The 22582-nt window shown below is 63.0% G+C and carries 23 protein-coding genes; 8 read left to right on the top strand and 15 right to left on the bottom strand.

Features of this window, described 5'->3' with window-relative positions; genetic code table 11:
• Positions 1-57: 57 nt before the first annotated feature.
• Positions 58-951 (bottom strand): LysR family transcriptional regulator, encoded by an 894-nt coding sequence (locus NKH37_RS12195; RefSeq protein ID WP_353003453.1) that lies wholly within the window; start codon positions 949-951, stop codon positions 58-60.
• 123 nt (positions 952-1074) lie between these two features.
• On the opposite strand from NKH37_RS12195, the gene NKH37_RS12200 reads away from it, so the two are divergent.
• Positions 1075-1806, top strand: coding sequence for an SDR family oxidoreductase (locus NKH37_RS12200; protein WP_352589852.1), 732 nt, complete (start codon positions 1075-1077; stop codon positions 1804-1806).
• 94 nt (positions 1807-1900) lie between these two features.
• On the opposite strand, the gene NKH37_RS12205 is transcribed toward NKH37_RS12200, so the two are convergent.
• Positions 1901-3121 carry an alanine racemase gene (locus NKH37_RS12205; RefSeq protein ID WP_023721223.1) on the bottom strand — a complete coding sequence of 407 codons (1221 nt, stop codon included), beginning with the start codon at positions 3119-3121 and terminating at the stop codon, positions 1901-1903.
• 224 nt (positions 3122-3345) lie between these two features.
• Between NKH37_RS12205 and NKH37_RS12210 the strand changes: the two genes are divergently transcribed.
• Entirely contained in the window at positions 3346-4263 is a 918-nt protein-coding gene (locus NKH37_RS12210) for a DMT family transporter (RefSeq protein ID WP_352589850.1), read from the top strand.
• Positions 4264-4271: 8 nt separating this feature from the next.
• Here the strand turns inward: NKH37_RS12210 and NKH37_RS12215 are convergent, their stop codons facing one another.
• From NKH37_RS12215 to NKH37_RS12230, 4 genes are all read right to left on the bottom strand, one after another.
• The gene (locus NKH37_RS12215; RefSeq protein WP_352481553.1) at positions 4272-4961 is read right to left on the bottom strand and encodes an RES family NAD+ phosphorylase; all 690 of its coding nucleotides are present in this window, start codon (positions 4959-4961) and stop codon (positions 4272-4274) included.
• A complete protein-coding gene (locus tag NKH37_RS12220) occupies positions 4962-5399 on the bottom strand; it encodes an MbcA/ParS/Xre antitoxin family protein (RefSeq protein WP_023676794.1) in 438 nt (145 codons plus the stop codon).
• A 589-nt stretch (positions 5400-5988) separates the two neighbouring features.
• Entirely contained in the window at positions 5989-6906 is a 918-nt protein-coding gene (metF, locus tag NKH37_RS12225; protein WP_023676795.1) for a methylenetetrahydrofolate reductase [NAD(P)H], read from the bottom strand.
• Entirely contained in the window at positions 6906-7928 is a 1023-nt protein-coding gene (locus NKH37_RS12230) for an ArsR/SmtB family transcription factor (protein ID WP_352481554.1), read from the bottom strand. Before NKH37_RS12230 ends, metF begins: the two co-directional genes overlap by 1 nt.
• Positions 7929-8067: 139 nt before the next feature.
• Between NKH37_RS12230 and tsaA the strand changes: the two genes are divergently transcribed.
• Together tsaA and NKH37_RS12240 are read left to right on the top strand one after the other, a co-directional pair.
• Positions 8068-8592, top strand: coding sequence for a tRNA (N6-threonylcarbamoyladenosine(37)-N6)-methyltransferase TrmO (gene tsaA, locus NKH37_RS12235; RefSeq protein WP_353003454.1), 525 nt, complete (start codon positions 8068-8070; stop codon positions 8590-8592).
• Entirely contained in the window at positions 8589-8900 is a 312-nt protein-coding gene (locus NKH37_RS12240; protein WP_352481556.1) for a DUF2293 domain-containing protein, read from the top strand. Before tsaA ends, NKH37_RS12240 begins: the two co-directional genes overlap by 4 nt.
• A 108-nt stretch (positions 8901-9008) precedes the next feature.
• Here NKH37_RS12240 and NKH37_RS12245 read toward each other — a convergent pair whose 3' ends face one another.
• The 7 genes from NKH37_RS12245 to NKH37_RS12275 all read right to left on the bottom strand — a co-directional run bounded on the left by NKH37_RS12245 (position 9009) and on the right by NKH37_RS12275 (position 16997).
• A complete protein-coding gene (locus tag NKH37_RS12245; RefSeq protein WP_352495780.1) occupies positions 9009-9554 on the bottom strand; it encodes a gluconokinase in 546 nt (181 codons plus the stop codon).
• A 5-nt stretch (positions 9555-9559) separates the two neighbouring features.
• On the bottom strand, positions 9560-10546 hold the full coding sequence (locus tag NKH37_RS12250) for an ABC transporter permease (protein ID WP_023721231.1): 987 nt from the start codon (positions 10544-10546) through the stop codon (positions 9560-9562).
• Positions 10543-11523, bottom strand: a complete 981-nt coding sequence (locus tag NKH37_RS12255; protein ID WP_023721232.1) for an ABC transporter permease — start codon at positions 11521-11523, stop codon at positions 10543-10545. Before NKH37_RS12255 ends, NKH37_RS12250 begins: the two co-directional genes overlap by 4 nt.
• Positions 11520-13061, bottom strand: a complete 1542-nt coding sequence (locus tag NKH37_RS12260) for a sugar ABC transporter ATP-binding protein (RefSeq protein WP_023721233.1) — start codon at positions 13059-13061, stop codon at positions 11520-11522. The genes NKH37_RS12255 and NKH37_RS12260 overlap by 4 nt, the downstream gene beginning before the upstream one ends.
• Before the next feature lie 80 nt (positions 13062-13141).
• Entirely contained in the window at positions 13142-14266 is a 1125-nt protein-coding gene (locus NKH37_RS12265; protein WP_023721234.1) for a sugar ABC transporter substrate-binding protein, read from the bottom strand.
• A 301-nt stretch (positions 14267-14567) separates the two neighbouring features.
• On the bottom strand, positions 14568-15596 hold the full coding sequence (gene gntR / locus NKH37_RS12270; RefSeq protein ID WP_353003456.1) for an HTH-type transcriptional regulator GntR: 1029 nt from the start codon (positions 15594-15596) through the stop codon (positions 14568-14570).
• A gap of 168 nt (positions 15597-15764) precedes the next feature.
• Positions 15765-16997 (bottom strand): MFS transporter, encoded by a 1233-nt coding sequence (locus NKH37_RS12275; RefSeq protein ID WP_023721236.1) that lies wholly within the window; start codon positions 16995-16997, stop codon positions 15765-15767.
• 175 nt (positions 16998-17172) lie between these two features.
• Here NKH37_RS12275 and NKH37_RS12280 point away from each other — a divergent pair, with 175 nt between their 5' ends.
• The 4 genes from NKH37_RS12280 (at position 17173) to mocR (ending at position 20369) form a co-directional block, all read left to right on the top strand.
• Positions 17173-17460, top strand: coding sequence for a DUF3175 domain-containing protein (locus tag NKH37_RS12280; RefSeq protein WP_023721237.1), 288 nt, complete (start codon positions 17173-17175; stop codon positions 17458-17460).
• Positions 17461-17578: 118 nt separating this feature from the next.
• Complete coding sequence (iolE, locus tag NKH37_RS12285) at positions 17579-18490, top strand: myo-inosose-2 dehydratase (protein WP_353003458.1); 912 nt, start codon at positions 17579-17581, stop codon at positions 18488-18490.
• Between the two features lie 201 nt (positions 18491-18691).
• On the top strand, positions 18692-18898 hold the full coding sequence (locus tag NKH37_RS12290; protein WP_023721239.1) for a LacI family DNA-binding transcriptional regulator: 207 nt from the start codon (positions 18692-18694) through the stop codon (positions 18896-18898).
• Positions 18899-18902: 4 nt separating this feature from the next.
• Positions 18903-20369: a rhizopine catabolism transcriptional regulator MocR gene (mocR, locus tag NKH37_RS12295; RefSeq protein ID WP_245274662.1), complete on the top strand. Its 1467-nt coding sequence runs from the start codon at positions 18903-18905 to the stop codon at positions 20367-20369.
• Between the two features lie 166 nt (positions 20370-20535).
• Here mocR and NKH37_RS12300 read toward each other — a convergent pair whose 3' ends face one another.
• Positions 20536-20979: an SRPBCC family protein gene (locus NKH37_RS12300; protein WP_023721240.1), complete on the bottom strand. Its 444-nt coding sequence runs from the start codon at positions 20977-20979 to the stop codon at positions 20536-20538.
• 169 nt (positions 20980-21148) lie between these two features.
• Entirely contained in the window at positions 21149-22393 is a 1245-nt protein-coding gene (locus NKH37_RS12305; protein WP_023721241.1) for a DegT/DnrJ/EryC1/StrS family aminotransferase, read from the bottom strand.
• Positions 22394-22582 lie beyond the last annotated feature (189 nt).

Here is a 22582-nt window from a genome sequence, read left to right on the forward strand (position 1 = left end):
AGCACCGGAGCCGCACTGAACACCAGAGCTACTACTATTCACTATTCACTATTCACATCACCGCCTGGCAAGCAAGAAATCGATGAAGGCTCGCAGCGGCGCGGGAACCTGCCGGGAACTTGCGTGATATAGATAAAAACCCGGAAATCTCGGCGACCAGGCTTCGAGAAGGCGGATGAGCTTTCCCGCTTCGATCCACGGCCGGACCTGGTATTCCAGCATGTACGCCACGCCGACCCCATCCAGAACCGCCCCGATCATCAGGTCCGTATCGTTGACCGTCAGGCCACCGCTGACGGCCACTTCCAGGGCACGTTGGCCTCGGGCGAACTCCCACCGGTAGAGATTGCCGCCGCTCGGCCACTGGAAATTGATGCACTGGTGCTGATGCAGGTCCGCGGGGTGACGGGGTATCGGGTGATGCTGCAGATACCTCGGCGCCGCCACTGCAGCCATCTCGAGCTCCTCGCTGAGCTTCACAGCCACCATATCCTTGTGCAGCCGCTCACCCAGTCTGATTCCAGCATCGAAGCGGCCCTCGACGATGTCGGTGAGCATGTCGTCGACAATGATTGTGAGGGCGATATCGGGATAGGCGCGGCGGAAATCGCCGAGGATCGGCGCGATGAAACGCGTGGCGGCGATGCGCGGAACATTGATGCGCAGCGAGCCTGCTGGCCGGCCGCGTGATGCATGCGCGTCCGCGACGGCGCCTTCCAGTTCGCCGAATGCCGGTGCGATGCGGGCAAACAGCTTCTCGCCCTCAGCGGTCGGCGACATGCTGCGCGTGGTGCGGTTAAGCAGGCGGATACCGAGACGCTCTTCCAGCCCACGTATCGTCTGGCTGAGTGCTGGAGGCGAAATCCTGAGCTTGGCCGCGGCGCGGACAAAGCTTCCCTCTTCGATGATTGCTGCAAATGCCGTGAGTTCGGAAAACTCGCTTCCTCGCATTATGTACCTCAGGCTTAACAAGTCAGTTAGATAATAGGCTATTCTCTGAGCAATAGCATGCCCCTAGCTTTTCCCCGGAACGCCGCTCGATCGAGGCGGCCGTAGCCAGACGAAGGAACAGCCATGCATCGTCCACTCGAAGGCAAGACCGCACTTGTGACCGGCAGCTCGCGCGGCATCGGACGCGCCATCGCCGAGGGGCTCGCGGCCAAGGGTGCTGCCGTAGTCGTCAACTATGTCGGCAACGAGAAAGCAGCCAGGGAAGTCGTTGCCGCCATTGAAGGGATTGGCGGAAAAGCCGTCGCCATCCAGGCGGACGTCTCCAGCATCCCCGACATTCGCAAGTTGTTCGACGAAACCGAACGGCAGATGGGGCCGATTGACATCGTCGTAGCCAATGTCGGCGTCGCCGTCATAAAGCCGCTCGTCGAGGCCACCGAAGCGGACTTCGATCATGTGTTCGGGGCCAATGCCAAGGGCACCTTCTTCACGCTTCAGGAAGCGGCGCGCCGCGTTCGCGACGGTGGCCGCATCATTGCCGTCTCCACCGGTGGAACGAAGATGTTCTTCACGCACACGGCGCTTTATCTCGGCAGTAAGGGAGCCGTCGAGCAGTTCGTCCGCGTCCTCTCGCGCGAACTCGGCCCGCGCGCCGTTACCGTGAATGCGCTTTCGCCAGGCTTCACCGACACCGACCTGCTTCCGGAGCGGGACCGGGCCGTGGCCGCCGGCATGTCGCCCTTCGGCCGGATCGGAGCGCCGCGCGACGTCGCCGATGTCGCGGTTTTCCTGGCTTCGGACGAAGCTCGCTGGCTGACCGGCGAGAACATCCAGGCCGGCGGCGGAGTAGCCTGACGCGGGTGAATGGTGAATGGTGACGATTCACCGGAGCGGACGGAACGCAAGAACTACTTCCATTCACTATTCACTATTCGCTATTCACCATCAACTAATCCGCCATCGTCTCCAGGCTGGCAAACCCCTGCGGGGCATCGCCTTCGTCGAATGGCGTCGCCACCTCGACGAAAGTGTCGGGATAGAAGCCGTTGAACCGTGTTCGGAGCGACAACGAATAGGCGCCGATATGGCCGATCTCGATCCAATCGCCGGTATCGACGGTTTCGGGCAGCCAGAACGGCCGCGACAATATGTCGACGGAATCGCAGGTCGCGCCACAGACCTTGAACGGCACGATGGTCTTGTCCTCGCCATTGCGCGAGCGGATCGCCGGATCGGGGATGAAGCGTGCCGGCAGCGTGATCTTGCCGGTCCATGAATCCGACAGCGACGCCCAGATGCCGTCATTGATGTAAAGCCTTTTGCCCTTGCGCAGCAGCACGCGCACGATCAGCGACAGGCAGCGCGCCACGATCACTCGGCCGGGCTCGGCCACCAGCGGCATCTGGTCGAATTGGTACTCCTGGAGGTCGCCCGATAACCGCGACATGATCTGGCCGAGCGACGGCATTTCCGGTTTGCGGCTGTTCGGGTCATGGCCATATTCGGCCGGAAAGCCGCCGCCGACATCGAGCCCGGCAATGTCGAAACCGACGCGGTTGCGCACCCAGTCGGCGGAGGCCAGCGCCCGCTCATAGGTGTCGGGATCCTCGATCTGGCTGCCGACATGAAAGCACAGCCCGACCTTGTAGCCGGTCCGGTTCAGCCGTTCGGCGAGTTCCACCGCATTGGCCGGTCCGGCGCCGAACTTCTTCGACAGTTCGTAGGCCGCCGAGCCTTTCGTCTGGATGCGCACGAACACGGTGATCGCGCCCGGATCGATGTCGAGCGCCCGCACCACCCTGGTCAGCTTGGTGATTTCGTCCTCATGGTCGAGCGAAATGACGCGAATGGCGTACTTTTCCAGCGCCAGCCTGATGTCCGACTGCGCCTTGACCGGGTGCATGTAGAGCATCTCGGCGTCCGGCGAGACGGCGCGCACGGCAGCGAATTCGCCGGGCGAGGCCACATCGAAGGCGCTGACGCCGGCCTCGACCAGTGCGTTGAGCACGATCTGCTCGCCATTGGTCTTGACCGCATAGGCGGTCTTGCCGGGAAACATGCCCATGAACTGTTTGGCGTCCGCCTTCAGCACCTGCGGGCGGAAGCAATAGATCGGATCGTCCGGGCGCAGCGCCAGCGCTGCCTCGCGGGCATTTTCGAATCGCTGCATGGACGAATCCCTTGACTGAGGCTGCGCACAATTAATCCAAGCTAGCGGCTAATGAAAACAATTCTATGTCTCGCCGCCCCGGCTTCGCGGCGCTACGCCTTTCTGTACGCCGGTTATGGGCGAGCTAGGCCATCGCTCAGGTTTCGGGTGGCCCTTGCGGCCGGATCGGGTATGGCGTGAACAGACGCCTGAAGAGCAAGGCATCTCGTCTGGGAGGACGACCAATGGCGATAGCTGCCACCACCACGATGCGCGGGCCGATGGTGCTCAAGGACTGGGCGCAGCTTCTGCTGCTCGGCGCCATCTGGGGCGGTTCGTTCTTCTTTGCCCGCATTGCGGTGGCGGAACTTCCTCCGCTGGTGCTGGTGCTGTTCCGCGTCACCATCGCGGCGGCGGCACTTCAGCTCTATCTTGCGGTTCGCGGCCCATCCTTTCGCCTCGCTTTGCCGCATGCCGGCCTGTTCTTCCTGCTGGCGCTCGCCAACAATGTCATCCCTTTCTCGCTGATCTTTGCCGGCCAGACCGAGCTTGGCGCCGGCGTCGCCTCGGTGCTCAATTCGACGACGCCGTTCTGGACGCTGATCCTCGCCAACGCCCTGACCAGCGACGAAAAGCTGTCCTGGAACAAGCTTGCCGGCATCGCCCTCGGTATCGCGGGAACGGCGGTGATGATCGGTCCCGGCCTCGTCGCCGGGCTCGGCGGCCCGGTCTGGGCGAAATTCGCGCTCATCGGAGCGTCACTATCCTATGCGATTGCGCTGATGATTGCCCGCCGCTTCAAGGGTGTGCCGTCACCGGTCATTGCCACCGGACAATTGACTTGCTCGACCATCATCATGATCCCGGTCGTTCTGTTCACCTACGGGACCGCCAATCTGTTTTCGGCTTCGCCGCCGGTCTGGGCGGCGGTGCTGGCGCTGGCGCTGCTGTCGACCGCGTTCGCCTATATCCTCTATTTCAACCTTGTCGCCTCGGCCGGCGCCACCAACGCCTCGCTGGTCACGCTCATCGTGCCGGCCAGTGCCATCCTGCTCGGCTTCCTGTTCCTGGGCGAGCGGCTCGAACTGTTCGAATTGGGCGGCATGGCGCTGATTGCGCTTGGCCTCGTCACCATCGACGGTCGCCTGTTCGGGCGGCGTTAGAGATGGCGCTATATGGGCGTGATCGCCGGAACAGATGAACCCTGCCATTCCAGACGCCAGATACCGCCTTGCCGGAGATTCTGAACGAGATCTGGATGGAAGGCGGCAAGGCAGGTCCCGCCAACATGTCTCACGGAAGGATAGACAAAACCGGTCGCGGGGTCTTGCTTGCGGAGTTGCTTCGCCAGCGCCTGCCCGGCAGGATAGGCTAAGGCAGTATCCGGATCGAGCACCGGGTCCTTGCTGAACTCAGCGCCGCGCAGATCGTGAAACGAGCCTATGAAGTCGGCAACGAGCTCCGCATAGTCGGTAACGTTTTCGAACCGTTCGATCGCAGCAAGCTCGCGCGTCAGATGAAACGAGACCTCGCCGAGCGCGGTTTCCGCATCGAACGCACAGTACCAGACGCCCCTGGCATCATCGTTGAAACGATTGCCGCCCGGACGGGTGTAAGCGAACGCCGCATTGATGAAGGTGTAGCCCGGCCTCCCGAAGACCAGTTCGCGCGGATCGAGGTCGGGCAATCCCCCTTGCTGCGCCTGAAGACGGCCGCTGGTGGCTCCTTCAAGCTCCGCAAGGTCCTCCATATCTCCATGATTCCTGGCCAACGGCATCAGGACCGGCTCCTTGAGCCTGCCTGTCGAAATCAGCCGGATCGTGTCGCGCTGGGAAATGTCGGCGCGCGGCGGGATCTGCATTCAAAGTCCGCCACGCAAAGCGTCGATGTGTTGGCGAACCTGCAGCAGCTTCGGAATGCCGCCCTCGATCATCACGTCCAGGGGGCGCCGGCCACCATACAGAGGTCCTTTGTTCGGCAACCGCACCCATTCATCGGCAAGCGCTTCGGAAAACAGAAGCCGCAGTCCCTTGAAGATGCCGATCAGGGCGCTGATGCGTGTCAGCGAATCCTGGGAGAGAACGCCCTCCCACTCGCCTTTCTTCATACGGAACCAGGTTCTCTCCGATACGTCGCCGATCAAGGTGCAGATCTCGGTGCTGGTCAGATGCCAGATGTCTGCGAGCCTGACGATGCCGGCAACAGCCGCTGGCGTGAGCCGCGCCCGTGCCGAGGCATCCGCCAGATTTGCCGGCAAAGCCTGATTTGCAGGATCGCGAACCGCATAAGCGACACTCATTCCAACCTCCATCACTTGGCAGACAATATACTGCCAATTGGCAGGATATGCAAGTCCCGGCTATCCTCACAACGCGCTGCTGGTTGCCCCATCGCATTCGTATGGCGTGCAGCACCCGGTTGGACATGCAAAGGACGCTCTGACGCTCCGAACCTTCAGTCGGTCCGAAAATCGAATCCGATTTCTGGAGCGGTAGCGCTGCCATTCTCGTTACTGCCCCGGCTTTGCCACAGATTATTCACAGGTCCCGAGCCGGCTTTTGACAAAGAGTTTCAATGCCTAACGGCAAACGGCAGGTCGCAAATTCCACAATCTCGTCGCATTGCAGCAAAGTTTCTGCTTGCCTGTGGCACAAATGACCCTAGACTCTCGCCATAGCTCTTTAAGAGGAGGCTATGACATGGGACTGACGAGGCCGATCAACGCATTGATGATTTGTGCTGCGTTTGCATTCATCGGCGCCCTCATTATGGGCGTCCTTCCATAAGGCCGCTAAGCGGGGGAAGACCAGCACCGAATACTACAACCATTGAAAGGGCCGGGCATTTTGCCCGGCCTTTTGCATTCCCCCGATCTTTGACATTTCGCATTACGCCGCGGCCGATCCAGCTGCCTCGACTTCGTGCGACCTGATGCCGATCATGTGGCAGATGGCAAAGACCAGATCGGCCCGGTTCATCGTGTAGAAGTGGAAATCGCCGACGCCGCGCTCGACAAGGTCCAGCACCTGCTCGGCCGCAACCGCGGACGCCACCAGCGCATGCGTTTGCGGGTCGTTCTGCAGCCCATCGAAGCGCTCGGCCAGCCATGCCGGCACCAAGGCGCCGCAACGCGCCGAGAAGTTGGCGACCTGGGTGAAATTGTGCACCGGCAATATGCCCGGCACGATCGGTATGTAGATGCCGGCCCGCCGTGCCCGCTCGACATAGCGTTCATAAAGATCGTTGTCGAAGAAGAACTGGGTGATCGCCCGCGTCGCTCCATTGTCGGCCTTGCGCTTCAGCATGTCGAAGTCGGTGGCGAAATCCGGGCTTTCGGGATGCTTTTCCGGATAGGCCGAGACCGAGATGTCGAAATCGCCGGCGCCCTTCAGCGCATCAACCAGCTCGGCGCCATTGGCATAGCCTTCCGGATGCGGCCGGTAGGCCGCGCCGACGCCCTCGGCCGGATCGCCGCGCAGGGCGACGAAACGCTTGACACCCATATCGGCGAATTCCCGGATCACCGCATCGACCTCGTGACGCGCCGCGTCGACGCAAGTCATATGCGCCGCCGGCGTCAGCGTCGTTTCGTTGAGGATGCGCTTGACGGTGCGGGCCGTGCGCTCGCGGGTCGAACCACCGGCGCCATAGGTGACTGAAACGAATTTCGGCTTGAGCGGCTCCAGCCGGGTGACCGTATCCCACAGCCTTGCTTCCATCTCGTCGTTTTTCGGCGGAAAGAACTCGAACGAAACCCTGACCTTGTCGCCGATGTCGGGGCGGCGGGAGAAGCGGAACTGGTTCATCAGGCGGTTTCCCCTATCGGATACGCATTGGCCGGTTGTCTGTCGTTGGAAGGCTCGGCAATCAGCATGCGCCGATCGCGGCCGAGCCAGAGTTTGACGGTGAGCTTGGCCTCGTTGCCGCCGCGCGGCTCGAATTCCTGGCTGTCCTCGAGGTCAAGGCCGGCCTCGGAAAACCAGTCGCCGATTTGCCGGTCGGAGAAGCCGAGACGCAAATGCGCGTGCTCGTCGCGCAAGAACTCCAGCGTGTGCGGCGCGAAATCGACGATCACCAGCCGGCCGGCCGGGCGCAACAGCCGCGCCGCCTCGCGGATGGCGCGGGCAGGATCGTCGAGATAATGCAGCACCTGATGGATGGTAACGAGATCGAAGGCGTCGCGTTCGACCGGCGGCGCAAAAATGTCGCCCTGCCGCACCTGCGCATTCGAAACGCCGGCCTTGTCGAGATTGGCGCGCGCCACCGTCAGCATCTCGCGCGACATGTCGATGCCGACACCGCGCCGATAGAGCGGCGAAAATATCTCGAGCAGCCGTCCGGTGCCGGTGCCGAGATCGAGCATCGACTGGAACGGCCGCTTGCCGACGAGCTTGACGAGTGCTGCTTCGACCGCGCGGTCCGGCACGTGCAGCGAGCGGATGTGGTCCCAGCTTGCGGCGTTGACCGAGAAATATTCGGCAGCCCGGTCCTGCCGCTTGCGCTTGACCGCGGCCAGCCGTTCGAGATCACGCTCGACCTGCGGATCGGCGCCGCGGATGCCGGAGACCAGCCTGAGCACGAAATCGCGCGAGGAGTCGGAATCCGAAAGCCGGAAGAAGGCCCACGAACCCTCCTGGTAGCGGCCGATCAACCCGGCCTCCAGCAGCAATTTCAAGTGGCGCGAGACGCGCGGCTGCGACTGGCCGAGGATTTCGGTGAGATCGGAAACGGTCAGATCGCCGCGCGACAGCAGCGCCAATATACGCAGCCGGCTGGATTCGGCTGCCGCCTTCAATGTATCTACCATCGTGTCGAGAGCGACATGCATGCGAGCATTCTCTTTGAAAAGATATAAACATATGTTTATGTCGATTTTGATAGGCTTGCAAGCGCTATGTCGCTTCCGGACAAGAAAATGACGCATGCGTGGCGGATCGCGCAAAGCCGGAAGCATCGAGGCGAGAACCATGTTTGAAACGCGCAGCGGCGAAAAGCTTCTGGAAACCGACCCGGAAACGATGCCGCTGGATGGCCGTGTCGTCTTCATCGGCCGCATCGCTTCGCCTTGGACGACACGGAAAACCTGCCCCAAAAACATGAGGGCCGCGCGGGAGACAGGACAGCCGGCGCACTTGGTCATCGACCCGCTCTACCGGGATGGCCTGCTTGGGCTGGAACGCGCCAGCCACGTGATCATCCTGTCCTGGCTGCACCATGCGCCGCGGCAACTGATTGTCCAGAAACCCCGCCATGCAGTTGAACCGAAGGGCGTCTTTTCGCTGCGCTCCCCTGCCCGGCCGAACCCAATTGGGCTGCATGTAGCCAGGCTGGTTGCCGTCGACATCGATATCGGCCGCATCGATCTCGACGCCATCGACGTGCTCGACGGCACGCCGGTCATCGACATCAAGCCCTATTTCGCTTCGACCGATGCCTTCGCCGAGGCGACCATGGCCGGGCGGGACGAGTCACCCAGATCGGATGAGCAGTGAGCGCCCCGACCGGCCGCCGCCGCGCCATCGCCAAGGCACTGACAGCGCTCCTGCCGCTGGCGCCCTATGCCGACATGGAAAAGATCCGTGCCGATGCCGGCGCCGTGCATATGAAGACCTTGCCACCGAGCATTGCCGTATGGCTGGCGACAATAGCCCACATCCGCCATATGCACACCGACTACGAAAAGCTGCTGGCCGAAGGCTATGACCGCGATTCCGCGCGCTTCTTCGTCATCGAACAGACCAACATCGTGCTCACCCGCTGGCGCGCCACCCGCTTGCTCGACGATGGCGATGAGGCATAGAGCGATGCAAGCACACGCGTCGAGTTCTACGCTCTTCACCATTGTGATTGGCGAAATCCAGGGATGACAGCCAATCTCGAAAGTTGCAGGACTGAACGAGGCGCTAAACTAGCGTGCCAGCAAGCTCAAGGCAGTCGCGACGATGTCGGCGACCGGACGCGTGCCATCCAAGGTTATTGCCGCCTCGTCCGTCGCTGGCGCCTCCAGCGTGGCGAACTGGCTGTCGACCAGGCTTGCCGGCATGAAGTGGCCCTTGCGATTGCCGACGCGCCGCATCGCCGTTGCCGGGTCGATCTCCAAATAGACGAAAACGATATCCGGGCAAAAGCCGCGCAGGCGATCGCGATAGCTGCGCTTCAGCGCCGAGCAGGCGGCGACCACACGTTGCCCGCTTGCGATCGACGCGGCCATGCGCTGGCCGATCGCGTCGAGCCAGCCTGCGCGCAGCGCGTCGGTAAGCGGTTGTCCGCTCGCCATGCGCGCGACGTTTTCGGGCGGATGCAGCCTGTCGCCTTCGATAAAGAGGGCGCCCAATGCCGCTGCAAGCGCTTCGCCGACGACCGACTTGCCGCAGCCGGCAACGCCCATCACCACGATGGCGGGTATCGTTCGAACAGTGCTCGCCGGCTTATATGACACGTCGTTCCCGGTCATGCAGGTCAGCGGCTTGCCGGCGCGCGGCCATAGAGCAGCAGCATGGCGACGATGACGACGCCGTAGATGATCTGCCGCCCCGCCTCCGGCATCTGCATGACGGAGAGAATTGATTGCAGGAGCGTGATCAGGATGACGCCGGCGACGGTACCGAGATAGGAGCCCCGCCCGCCGAGGATCGAGGTGCCGCCGAGCACCACGGCGGCGATCGACGGCAGCAGATAGGCATCGCCCATCGACTGTGCCGCCTTGGAGGCATAGCCGGCCAACAGCACGCCGCCGAAGGCCGAGAGCCCACCCGAAACCGCAAAGGCGATCATCACCACGCGCCGTGTGTCGATGCCGGAAAGATAGGCGGCACGCTCGCGGTTGCCGATGCCGTAGACAGTGCGGCCGAAGCCGGTGCGGGTCAGCACGAACACCATTGCGGCGCCGATCAGCGCCCAGATGAGAACTGCGTTCGGCACGCCAGGAACGGCAAAGCCGGTCGCCAGATAGCGCATCGCACCGGTTGCCGAATCCTGCGGCGAGAAACCGCCCGTATAGACCACCATCAGCCCCTGCGCGACCGCGTTGGTGGCGAGCGTGATGATCATCGAGGGAATGCGCAGATAGGCGACGCCAATGCCGTTGACGATGCCGATCAGGACACCGCAGAAGATGCCGAACGGAATGGCAAGCGCCACGCCGACAGGGCCGTACGCGGCTGCGGCACAGGCCATCATGGCGCCGACCGCCACCGACCATGGCACCGACAGGTCGATCTGGCCGAGCAGGATGACCAGCATCATGCCGGTGGCGATGACGCCGAGAAACGAGGCCACCTTGAGCTGCTGCAGCAGGTATTCAGGCGACAGGAAGCTGCGCGAATAGAGGCTGCCGAGCAACAGCAGCAGCACGATGCAAGCGAACGCCGTCAGCACCGCCGGGTCGGCGCGGCGAAGGAATTTCGGCATGCGGCCGGCGAGACCACTTACAGTCGTTTCGCTCACAGGAACCACTCCAGCCGGTTGCGGACCCGAAACAGGGCGAAGGCGCCGAGGCTGACCGCGATCAGCAGGATCACGCCCTGGAACAGCGGCTGCCAGAGCGGATCGAAATCGAAGACGAACAGCAGGTCGCCGATGGTGCGGAAGGCGAGCGCGCCGAAGATCGCGCCGATGGCGCTGCCCTTGCCGCCGAACAGCGACACGCCGCCGAGCACGACCGCGGCGATTGAAAACAGCGTGTAGGCGTTGCCGCTCGCATAGGCCGCATCGCCGGTATAGGTGAAGAACGTCAGGAACAGCCCGCCGATCGCGGCAAGCAGCCCGGCAAGCGCATAGGCGGCGAACTTTCCACGCCGGATCGGCACGCCGGACATGTAGGCCGCCATCTCCGAGGAGCCGGCTGCATAAGCGGCGCGGCCGAGCACCGACCGGCTGAACGGCACCCAGACGACAAGCACGACCGCCACCAGCGCCACCAGGCTCGCCGGCACAATACCAAACAGGCGCCCGGTTAGCGCGTCGGCGAGCCCCTCATTGACCGAGCCGCCCGGAAACGGCCGCAGCAGCAGCGCGATGCCGAAATAGACCGCGCCGGTGGCGATGGTGGCGACGATCGGCTGCAGGCGCCCATAGATAACGATGGCGCCGTTGATTGCCCCGCACAGCAGCCCGGTGCCGAGCACGGCGATGACGCCGAAGGCGGTCTCGATGCCGGTGCCGACGACCAGCCACGACGCCAGGCAGTTGGTCAGCGTGAAGATCATGCCGACGGAGAGGTCGATGCCGGCGGTGATCACCACCAGCGTCTGCGCCATGGCGACGAAGGCGAGCAGCACGCCCTTGTTCGAAGCCGTCTGTACGACGTTGGCGGTGAAGCCCGCCGGATGGTTCGAGGTGTAGATGACGAACATGACGACGAAGATGCCGAACGCCAGCAGCGTTCCGCGCTGTTCGGCAAGCCAGTAGCGCCAATCCTTCACGCGTCCGCTCCTTGCTTTGGCATCTCTTCGTGAATGTTGAGCGCGCTGGCGATCAGCGCCCGCTCAGTGATTTCGGCGCCGACCAGTTCACGCTTTACCGCGCCGTCATAGAGCACCAGCACCCGGTCGCAGCAGCCGATCAGCTCGTCATAGTCGGTCGAATAGAACAGGATTGCCGCGCCGCCGTCGGCAAGCTTGCGCATCAATTGGTAAAGCTCCTGCTTGGTCCCGACATCGATGCCGCGTGTCGGATCGTTGAGCAGGATGATGCGCGGCTGCCGCATCAGCCATTTGGCGATGACGACCTTCTGCTGGTTGCCGCCGGACAGCGCGCCGACGGGGATGTCGAGGCCGGCCGTCTTGATCGCCAGAAGACCGACCATGTCGTCGATCAGCCGCTGCTCGGCGGCGCGATCGATGATGCCGGCCCTGGACAGCCGGTCAAGGGCGGCGAAGGAGAGGTTTTCGCGCACCGTCATCGGCAGCATCAAGCCTTCGGTCTTGCGGTCCTCCGGGATCAGCGCCATGCCGATCCGGTCATCGCGCGCGGCGGCCGGGCTGGCGATCGCCACCGGCCTGCCGTCGATCAGGATTTGGCCCGACAGGCCGCGCAGCACACCGAAGAAGGCGAGCAGCAATTCGCGCTGGCCCTGGCCGTCGAGGCCGCCAAGCCCTACCACCTCGCCCGCCCCGACCGACAGCGAGACATCGTGCAGCCGATCAGTCCATGACAGGCTGCGCGCCTCGAGAACCGGCGTGGCTGCAGCAGCCGCCCGCGCGGGCTTGGGCGGAAAGATGTGGCTGTATTCGCGCCCGATCATCAGTTCGACGACCTCATTGTCGCTCTTGGTACCGGCCGCATAGCTGGCGACATTGCGGCCATTGCGGAACACCGTGCACTGGTCGGCCAACTCGGCGATCTCGTTCATGCGGTGCGATATGTAGAGCAGCGCCAGCCCTTCCGAACGCAACCGCTTCAACACGGCAAAAACCCTGGCGACGTCAGCGGCGGTCAGAGCCGAGGTCGCCTCGTCGAGGATCAGGATGCGTGGCTTGCGCGCCAGTGCCTTGGCGATCTCGACCATCTGCCTTCTTGAAAGAGGAAGATCCTTGACCAGCGCCAGTGGATGGATATCGGAGGCGCCGGCGCGAGCCAGGGCTTCTTCCGCAACGCGGCGCTGTGCCTTGCGATCGATCATGCCGAAACGCTTGGGCGGATCGGAAATGGCGATGTTGTCAGCCACGCTGAGTTCGGGGACGAGCGACAGTTCCTGGAAGATGCACACGATGCCGGCCTGGTTGGCGGCGGCCGGCGAAGCGAAGGTCACTTCGCTTCCGTCCAGCATCATGCGGCCTTCGTCGGGCGCGACGACCCCCGCCATGACCTTGATCAGCGTCGATTTGCCGGCGCCGTTCTCGCCGAGAATGGCGTGGATGCTGCCTGGAGTGACCGACAGCTCGGCCTTTTCCAGCGCCCGCACGCCGCCATAGCGCTTGGATATGCCTTCCATGCGGAAGAGCGGAACCGCACCGTCCATCGGCCCTCCCCAGGCGCTTGGCAATCAGGATGTCGAGCGCCGACGCCGCGGGATTTCCCGCGGCGTCGGGCTGTTGGAGCTTACTGGTTTTCCTTGCTCTGGCCCATGATTTCCTGCGCCGTGAAATTGATGCCGCAGGTCGGGAAGGAATTGCCGACGAAGAAATTGTCGGACTGGTCGGGGAAGTAATCCTGGCCTGCCTTGAAGTTCGGATCCTCGACGATCGCCAGCGGCAGCTTGACCGCTTGCGGCACGACCTGGCCTTCAAGTGCCGCGATCGCTGTCTTGATGGCAACCGCAACCTGGGCCGGGCCGGTACCGGCCGACGAGCATTTCAGGCCGTCAGCGGCGAACTTGGCGCAGAATTTGCGGAAGCCATTCTCCGTCTCGCCGCCGAACGGCACGAACGGATGCTTGGCATCGATCATCGCCTGCACGATGCCGGTATCGCCGCCCTGCCCGGTAACGCCGTCGAAGGGACCATTGGTGGCAATGGCGTCGGCCGAAGCCTTTTGCGCAACGCCGTCATCCCATTTGCCGACGACCTCGGTAACATCCCACTTCTTGCCGGACGCGTCGAGAACCTCGTGGATGCCGTTGTGACGGTCGGTGTCGACGGACGTGCCGGCGACGCCGCGCACTTCCAGCACCTTGCCGCCGTTCGGCACGTGCTTGACCAGCCAGTTGCCCCACAATTCGCCAAGGCCTTTCTGGTCGACATTGACGTTGATGGCATCCTTGGTGTCGAGGATGTTGTCGAAAGCGACCAACACGACGCCGGCTTCCTTGGCCCGCTTGATGACAGGGCCGAATGCGGTCGGATTCTGAGCGTTGACGACAATCGCGTCATAGCCGGAATCGATGAAATTGTTGATTGCCGAAATCTGGGCCGGCACGTCTTCGCCGGTCGAGACCACCTTGAATTCCTTGAGCTTGGCTGCGACCTCCGGCTGCGCTGCATAGGCCTTCGCCGTCTGCACCATCTGGATGCGCCACGTGTTGGCGATGTAGCCGTTGGCCAGAGCGATGCGGTATGGGCCGTCTTTTTTGGGGAACTTGAAGAACTGCGTATCGGCCGACCAGGGTGCGAAGCACTCAGGCTCGGCCGATGGCCCCTTGACGATTTCAGGCTCGGCGATCGCCGACGAGCTCAGCATGACAAAAGCAGTGGCGGCAACGATACCGCCAGCGAGTGACTTGATCATCGATATTCCTCCCAGTTGCAGTTTGTTTGTTGTTACGTCGATGAATTTGCGCGTTCCCGGCCCGGCACCTCCCGCCATACCCGTTGCGCGTTCAGGTGACCGAATGCCGACCCGATTTCCTCCTTTATTGCCCGGCTAATCCCGTAAAAAACTATCATATTATACATAATAAACAAGCATGAGCTGTCGCTTATGTATAATAAACAGATTCCACTCTTCGAGGCGAAATCCCGCCTATGAAAAGTGGTAGCGCTACCATGACGTTATGTAAAGCGCCATTTACATTGCGTTGAAGCTCGCTTCAGCGCGCCGTGCTCTCACGCCGCTTGAGTTCGAAGCCGAGGTCGACGACCCGCTGCTCCGGCCTGTTGCCCTCGATAGCCGCAAGCGCCATGGCGACAGCCCGCCGGCCGATCTCGTAGCGATAGGTCCGAACGCTGGTCACCGACGGGAAAGCAACCTCCATCATGTCGAGATCGTTGAAGCCGACGATGCCGATCGTCTTCGGCACGGCGATCGAAGCGCGATGACATTCGAACAGCACGCCAAGCGCGATATCGTCATTGTTGCAGAATACCGCGTCGAGGCTCGGCATCTTGGCCAGCGCGTCGCGGAACAATTCGCGGCCGAGGGTGACGCTGGAGGGCACCGGCGTCGTGGTCGTGAGCCTCGGATCGAACAAGCCGGCCGCCTCCATCGCCGCGCGATAGCCGGCAAGCCGCCGCTGCGAACGCGGATCCATGCGCGCGCCGATGAAGCCGATCCGGCGATAGCCGGCCTCGATCAGATGTTCCGCAGCCGCCTTGCCGCCCTGGAAATGTGAGAAACCGACCATCATGTCGACCGGATCGAGCCCGGTCTCCATCACCTGCACCACCGGACAGCCAGCCGTTTCCAGCAGTTTTCGCGAGGCCGGCGTCTGGTCGATGCCGGCCACGATCAGCGCGGCAGGGCGTTGCGGGCCAAACACCTGCAGCAGCCGCTCTTCCTCGAGGCCGGAATAGTGGGTGTTGCCGAGCTGGATGCGGAAAGGGCCGTCCGACAGGCTGTCGTAGATGCCGCGCACCACTTCGGCAAAGACGTTGTTGGTAAGCGACGGTACCAGGACGCCAAACACCTCGGCGCGCGCCGAAGCCAGCGCCCGCGCATTCGGGTCGGGCACATAGCCGAGTTCATTCACGGCGGACTCGATCTGGCGGCGCAGATCTTCCGAGACACGCCCCGGCTCACGCAAGGCGCGCGATACGGTAATGGCGCCGACACCGGCCTTGCGCGCGACGTCGGCGATGGTCGGGCGGCCGCCGCCGCGGCGCGAGCGCGGCTTGATCACTATACTCGTCCCGACGCCGGGCAACCGCCCAGACGTGACCGCGAAACAATGTTCAGCGTCTTTGCCACTGCTGCCTTGCCAACCCGTTGCCACACCTTGTCTGGCGTCGCGCAGCCTTCGGCTATTGTCAAGCGACGGCCGGAGAGACTGTGTCCGTACCGCCGTGCCTCAGGCCGTCACGGCAGCGCTGCGCCGGGCCTTCCACAGCAGCAGCACCATGGCCAAAATGTTCAGCAGGTTCCAGGCAATGCCGTTGAGGAACGCGGCGGCATACGAACCGGTCAAATCGTAGATCCAGCCCGACATCCAGCCGCCGATAGCCATGCCGAAGATGGTCGCCATCATAACGATGCCGACGCGCTGGCCAGCCTCTTTGGCAGGCATATATTCGCGCACGATGATCGCATAACAGGGCACGATGCCGCCCTGCGACAGGCCGAAGACCAGCGAGACGACATATAGCGAGGCCAGCCCGTCGAACGGGATATAGAACAACAGCGACAGGCATTGCAGCACCGAGCCGATCAGCAGGGTTTTCACGCCGCCGATGCGATCGGCAAGGAAACCCGAGCCAAGCCGACTGACGACGCCCGCCGCCAGCATGATCGACAGCATATCGGCGCCATGCGCCACGCCGTAGCCGAGATCCATGCAGTAGGCGACGATATGGACTTGCGGCATCGACATCGCCACGCAGCAGCCGAGTCCGGCGACGATGAGCAGCGCCTGCAAGGCCGCCGGCGACAGCGAGATCGGCTGGACCACGCGGCTGCCCGGCGATCCGGGAGCCGCCTGGGGCGGTGCGCCGCGCCGGAGCAGTAGGATCAAGGGCACCATGGTGACCACGCAAACGATGCCGATCGCGGCATAGGTGAAGCGCCAGCCTTCGGTCTGCATGACATAGGGCATCGCCGTCGGCCAGATCGCTCCGGCGAGATAGTTGCCGGACGCGGCAGCCGTCACCGCAACGCCGCGGCGCCGGTTGAACCAGTGCGAGATGTCGGCGATCAGCGGCCCGAAGATCGCCGACGAGCCGACGCCGATCAACAGGCCCTGGACAAGGGTGAACTGCAGGATAGAACTGGTCAGCGACGCCAGCAGGAAGCCGGCGCCAAGTGTAATCGCGGCAATCAGCGCCGGAACCCAATACCCCACGCGGTCGATGGCGCGGCCGAACAGCACATTGCCGGCGGCAAAGCCGACCATGGTCGCGGTATAGGGCATCGAGGCAGCGGCGCGATCGACGCCGAATTCTGCCTGCACGGCGGGCAGCACCACGACCACCGCCCACATGCCGACCCCGCCTATGGTTGCCAGCAGCATCGAGACGCCGAGCCGTATCCAGGCATAGGCGCTGTCGATGCCGGAACTTGCTGCCTGGTTTGAGACGATTGGGGTCAAGAACGTTTCCTGTCCGCAGTTCTTAAATCGGCGGTTCTGACCACTATCAGGGCATTCGCATCGCGGAGCAGCGCCACGACAGGCCAATCCGTGGCTCCAGGGATTTGGGCCGAAGTGGAACAGGGGTGCGCCACCAGACGTTTTCCCGGCAACGACCTTGTGAAAGGAGTTTGCCATGACCGCGCAACGGAAATGGTCTGCCGACGTCACCGAGCATAGCGATGCGCTGGATCTCGAAGAGCACATCTTCGAATCCCACGATCCGAGGAAGATCGCCGCCTCGCTGAAGCGGTCGGCCGAGCACAGCGACCGGCGCAAGGCGGGGCCGTTTCAGTCCGCCATGTCGATGCTGAATTTCTACATTAACCGCGCCGGCAAGAACCTGCCGGCGGCGCAGAAGAAAGTGCTGGAGGACGCAAAGGACGAACTGCGCGTCCTTTTTGGCCGCCCAAAGGAAGACTAGAATCGGTCACTATTGATTGGTTCTGCCAAATCAGGCTGAACTGGACCTAGTGACAGGGCCTCTTTGTCGCCAGTCTGCAGGCTGGCTTGCATTCGCAAGCCTGCAAAAGCCTGGCGTCATGACGGTCAAGATCGGCATCAATCCCATCACCTGGAGCAATGACGACGTCCCGGCGCTTGGCGGCGACACGCCGCTGCAGACCTGCCTGTCCGAAACCGCACAGGCCGGTTATCGCGGCACCGAGCTCGGCGGGAAATTTCCGCGCCAGGCTGAGGTGCTTGGGCCGCTCCTGTCCTCCTATGGCCTGGAACTCGTCTCCGGCTGGTATGATGGCCGCATCCTCGACCGTACGGTCGAAGAGGAATTCGCGGCGATTACCCCGCATCTGGCGTTGCTGCGCGACCTCGGCGCCAAGATCGTCGTCTATGCCGACACCTCGCGCGGTCGCCATGACGGCATTTTCGCACCGATCTCCGAGCGTCCGCGCCTCGCCAACAGCGACTGGCGGGCCTATGGCGAGAAACTGACCGCCCTCGCCGACAGCATGGCCGCATTCGGGGTCGGCATGGCCTTCCACCACCACATGGGCACCATCGTCGAGACGGACGATGAAGTCGACAGGCTGATGGCGGCGACGGGCCGAAGCGTCGGCCTTTTGTTCGATACCGGCCACTGCCTGTTTTCGGGCGGCGACCCGCAATCGCTGTTGCAGCGACATCTCGACCGTATCGTGCATTTCCATTGCAAGGACGTTCGCAGGGCGGTGCTGGAAAAGGCACGCCGCGAGGACATGAGCTTCATGGCGGCAGTTTTGGAAGGCATTTTTACCGTGCCCGACGACGGCTCGGTCGATTTCCTGCCATTGCTGAAATCCCTCGCCGCGCGCGGCTATGAAGGTTGGATTGTTGTCGAGGCTGAGCAGGATCCGGCCAAGGCGCATCCGCTGACCTATGCCAGCAAGGGCTATTTCTCGCTGCTCGCCACCGCCCGGCAGGCCGGCTTCGAAGTGGCGACGCGGCAGGCAGACTGACCGGCCCGCATTTGCGAGCCGGGGGAACATAATGGGCGCGCGCCTCGATGGGGTTAGCGACGCGAATGCGCCCGGCGATCCGCGCCGCCTTGCTCCCTGCGCGGCGCGGATCGCAGAATCCCGGCTCTGGATTTCAAACCCCGACTTTCAAGCTTGAGGCCGGCCGGAAGCCGTGCCTTGATGCAACCGAGGAGGAGCGACATGGCTTTCGAAGCTGCGCTTGGCATGGAACGGCTTTGCACCATCCGGGAGATTGCCGAGAAGGCGGAACTTGGCGCCGCCACCGTTCATCGCGCGCTGAAGAACAGCCGCGAGGTCCACCCCGAAACCAGGCGACTGGTGCTTGATACCGTCTGTCGGCTCAACGAGGAAAAGATCGCCCGCGCCGCCCGGTTCGTCGGGGGATAGTGCCTTGGCCGACCACATGCGCCTTTCCCTCGACATCATGTCGGTCGACCGCGCTTCGGAAGAACCGATGCATCGTCAGATCTACGGCGCCTTGCGACGCTTCATCCTTGACGGCCAAATCCCGCAGAACACGCTGCTGCCGTCGACGCGCTCGCTGGCCGAAGACCTCAAGGTCGGGCGCAACACGGTCATCGCCGCCTATGACCAGCTCCTTGCCGAAGGTTTTATCGAGGCGCGCGCCGGATCGGGCACCTGGGTAGCGCCGATCCAGCAGAACCGCCCCTTGGCATCTCTGCGCGCCGGACTGGCAGCGCCGCAAAAACTGTCGCGGCGCGGTCAGACCATCGTCAACGGCCCGCAACCGCCGCGTAATGCCGGCGTCATTAATTTCCATCCGGGCGTGCCTGAAACGGCGTCGTTTCCGTTCACCATCTGGTCAAGCCTTCTGGTGCGTAATGCACGCAGCCGCGACGAGAGCCTGCTTGGCTATCTCTCCTTTGCCGGCCACCCCGGCCTGCGTCAGGCCATTGCCTCGACCATCGGCCTGTCGCGCGGCATCAGCTGCACCGCCGACCAGGTGATCATCGTCACCGGTGCACAAGCAGCACTCGATCTCGTCTCGCGCGTGCTGATGGACGAAGGCGACCATGTCTGGATGGAGGAGCCCGGCTATCTCGGCGCCAAGAGCGCCTTTCTCGCCAGCGGCGCCAGGCTGGCACCGTTGAAGGTCGACCGGCGTGGCTGGCATCTTGCCGATCCGGAGCTGCCGCCGCCGCGGCTGATCTATGTGACGCCATCCTGCCAATGGCCGTTCGGCACCATCATGCGCATCGAGGAGCGATTGCAGTTGCTCGACATCGCCGAACGCAACGGCGCCTGGATCGTCGAGGATGACTATGACGGCGAATACCGGTTCCGCGGCCGGCCGGTGCCGGCGCTGCGCGGGCTCGATCATGCCGACCGCGTCGTCTATATCGGCAGCTTCGGCAAGACGCTGATCCCGGCGCTGCGCATCGGCTATCTGATCGTGCCGCGCGAACTGTCGGTGCCGTTCGACCGGGCGGTGAGCATCACCGGCCAGTTCGCGCCGCTGATCCTGCAGGCAACGGTCAACGATTTCATCACGCAGGGCTATTTCGCCACGCACCTCAAACGCATGCGCCGGCTCTATGCGCGCCGGCAGGCGAACTTCGTCAAGCTGTGCCAGGAGCATCTGGCCGAATGGCTGACCGTCACGGAAAACGATTCCGGCATGCAGCTGCTGGCGAGCTTCGTCAGGCCCTACAAGGACAGCGACGTGGTCGCCGCCGCCGTCAAGGAGGGGCTCGACGTCCAGGGCATCTCGATCAACTACCATTCCACAGAACCCGAGCACGGCCTGCTGCTCGGCTATGCGGCAATGGACGAACGCCAGATCCTGCGCGCGGTGCTGGCGCTGCGCGCCGCGTTCCTAAGGTTGGACAGAAGCTAGAGCCAGGCTTCCCCAATCCGGGCTTTCCGGCGCCGGCGCATGTTGCCTGGCAAGATCGGGAATCCCTAGGATCCCGGCTAGCGACGCCGATGCAGCCAAGGCAGCGCCCGCTTCGCTCTCTTGGCGCGAAGAGATCGCCCCCACGGATCAGCCGCGCGCGCTTACCCTACTGCTCGATCTCGGGTTCGACGAGTTTCGCCAGATTTCGCAGCGACTCCTGCCAGCCGAGATAGCAGGCCTCAACCGGGATGGCATCTGGAATACCGGCCTGCGTGATATTCACTTCGGTGCCGACCGACACTTTCTTCAATGTCACGGTCACCTCGATCTCGCCGGGCAGGTTGGGGTCGTCGAACCGGTCGGTGTAGCGCAGCTGCTCATTGGGCACGAGCTCGACATATTCGCCGCCGAACGAGTGGCTGTCGCCGGTGGTGAAGTTGCGGAAGGACATTTTGAACGTACCGCCGACTTTCGCCTCGAAGTGATGAACCGTGCAGGTGAAGCCGTTCGGCGGCAGCCATTTCGCAAGTGCATCCGCTTCGAGGAACGCGCGGTAGACTTTCTCCGGGCTGGTTGTCAGAACGCGGTGCAGACGTACGGTGCCGGGCATATCGTTAATCCTCCGTGGTTGGTGATCGATGCCCCTAGGACGAGCGGGAGCCCGGCCTATCCGATACGGGCCTGCGGATTTTTTGACGACCGGTTATGCCGGCCGGAATCCCCGCCCGGCCGCCGGACAAGGAACTCGGCCGCAGGGTACAAACCGCGTCGGAACGGGTCTAGTTCACACTGTCGAACTTCTGCAGATCAACCGGTGCCGCCTTGCGCAATTCGACATCATCCAGCGAAGCATTTTCCAGCGCCACCCGCGCCGCCGCGTCGATGTTGTGGATCATGTCCTGAATATCGGTATCGTCATGCGCCGGGTTCATGGCGATCATCACCGTGCGATTGAGGATGTCGAGCGAGCGCTTGCCGAGGTCGTCGGCGTAATCCAGCCGCAGGCCCTGGTTCTCGGGCAATGCATAAGGATTGAGCGCCGGATGATGCGCGCCTTCATGCATCAGCACCTGGTCCCACTGGGTGAAATTGTGACGGCCGGTCTTGCCGGCAACGACGCTCGGAATGGTCTTCGAAAAAGTCTGCGCCGCCTGCTCGCTCGGCAGTAGGTACATCACCTGTGCGGCGCAATCGTCGTCCGGGCTGTTCATCGGCGACGGTGTCAGACCGAGATTGCCGAGATGGCGGGTGCCGGCCAGCACCATCTTCTTCTCGGCGCGCATCGCCTCGATGATGCCGTCCAGTCGATCGAGTTGGACGTTGAGCATCGCCCCCATCAGTTCGGAAGCACGCGCGCCGATGCCGGCGAAGGGTTTGATGCTGTCGCTTCTGCCCTGCCAGTAGAAATGGCAAGGGTCGATGGCGCAGCGCGCCCGCTCCGCCACTTTCGGGTCGCTGGTGGCAATGCCGCCGCCCTCGCCCGAGGTCATGTTCTTGAAGTAGTTGAAGGAATAGGCGCCGGCATGGCCGATCGAGCCGAGCTTGCGGCCCTCATAGCCGCCGCCGATGCCTTGGCAGACATCCTCGAGCACCAGCAAGCCGCGCTTGGCAGCAATGTCCATGATCGCATTCATGTTGCAGGCCGCGCCCCACATATGCACCGGGATGACCGCCCTGGTGCGCGGCCCTATGGCATCGCGCAAGGCGACGGGATCGATGGTCAGGCTCTCGTCGATGTCGACGATGACGGGAATGGCCCCGACCGACAGCACCGCGGTCGCGGTCGCCATATAGGTGTGCGCGGGCACCAGGACCTCGTCCCCCGGACCGATGCCGAGCCCGATCAGGCCGGCCGCGAGCCCATAGGTGCCGCTGGCGGCCAGTGCGAAATGCTCGACGCCAAGATGCTGCGCATAGCGGGCCTCGAAGCGGTCGCATTCGCTGTCCTTGCCGTAACGAAACAGCGCGCCCGAGCGGATCACCCTGGCAATGGCTTCGATTTCCTCTTCGCCGGCGGTGTACATGGCAGGCCTCCAAGTTACTTGGTAGTTTGGGTCACTTGGTAATGTGGGTCGCTTGATGGTGTGGACAGCTGTAGGCTTGTGGGCACAGTTTGGAAGAACCACTCCGCCGCTATTCGACCAAGCCATCTGCGCCCGGAAGACGGTTCCTATGAGTGGTTTTGAACCATGATTGGGGAAATCGGCAGCTAA

The sequence above is a fragment of the Mesorhizobium sp. M1217 genome (genome assembly GCF_040318275.1).
Lineage (GTDB): Bacteria > Pseudomonadota > Alphaproteobacteria > Rhizobiales > Rhizobiaceae > Mesorhizobium.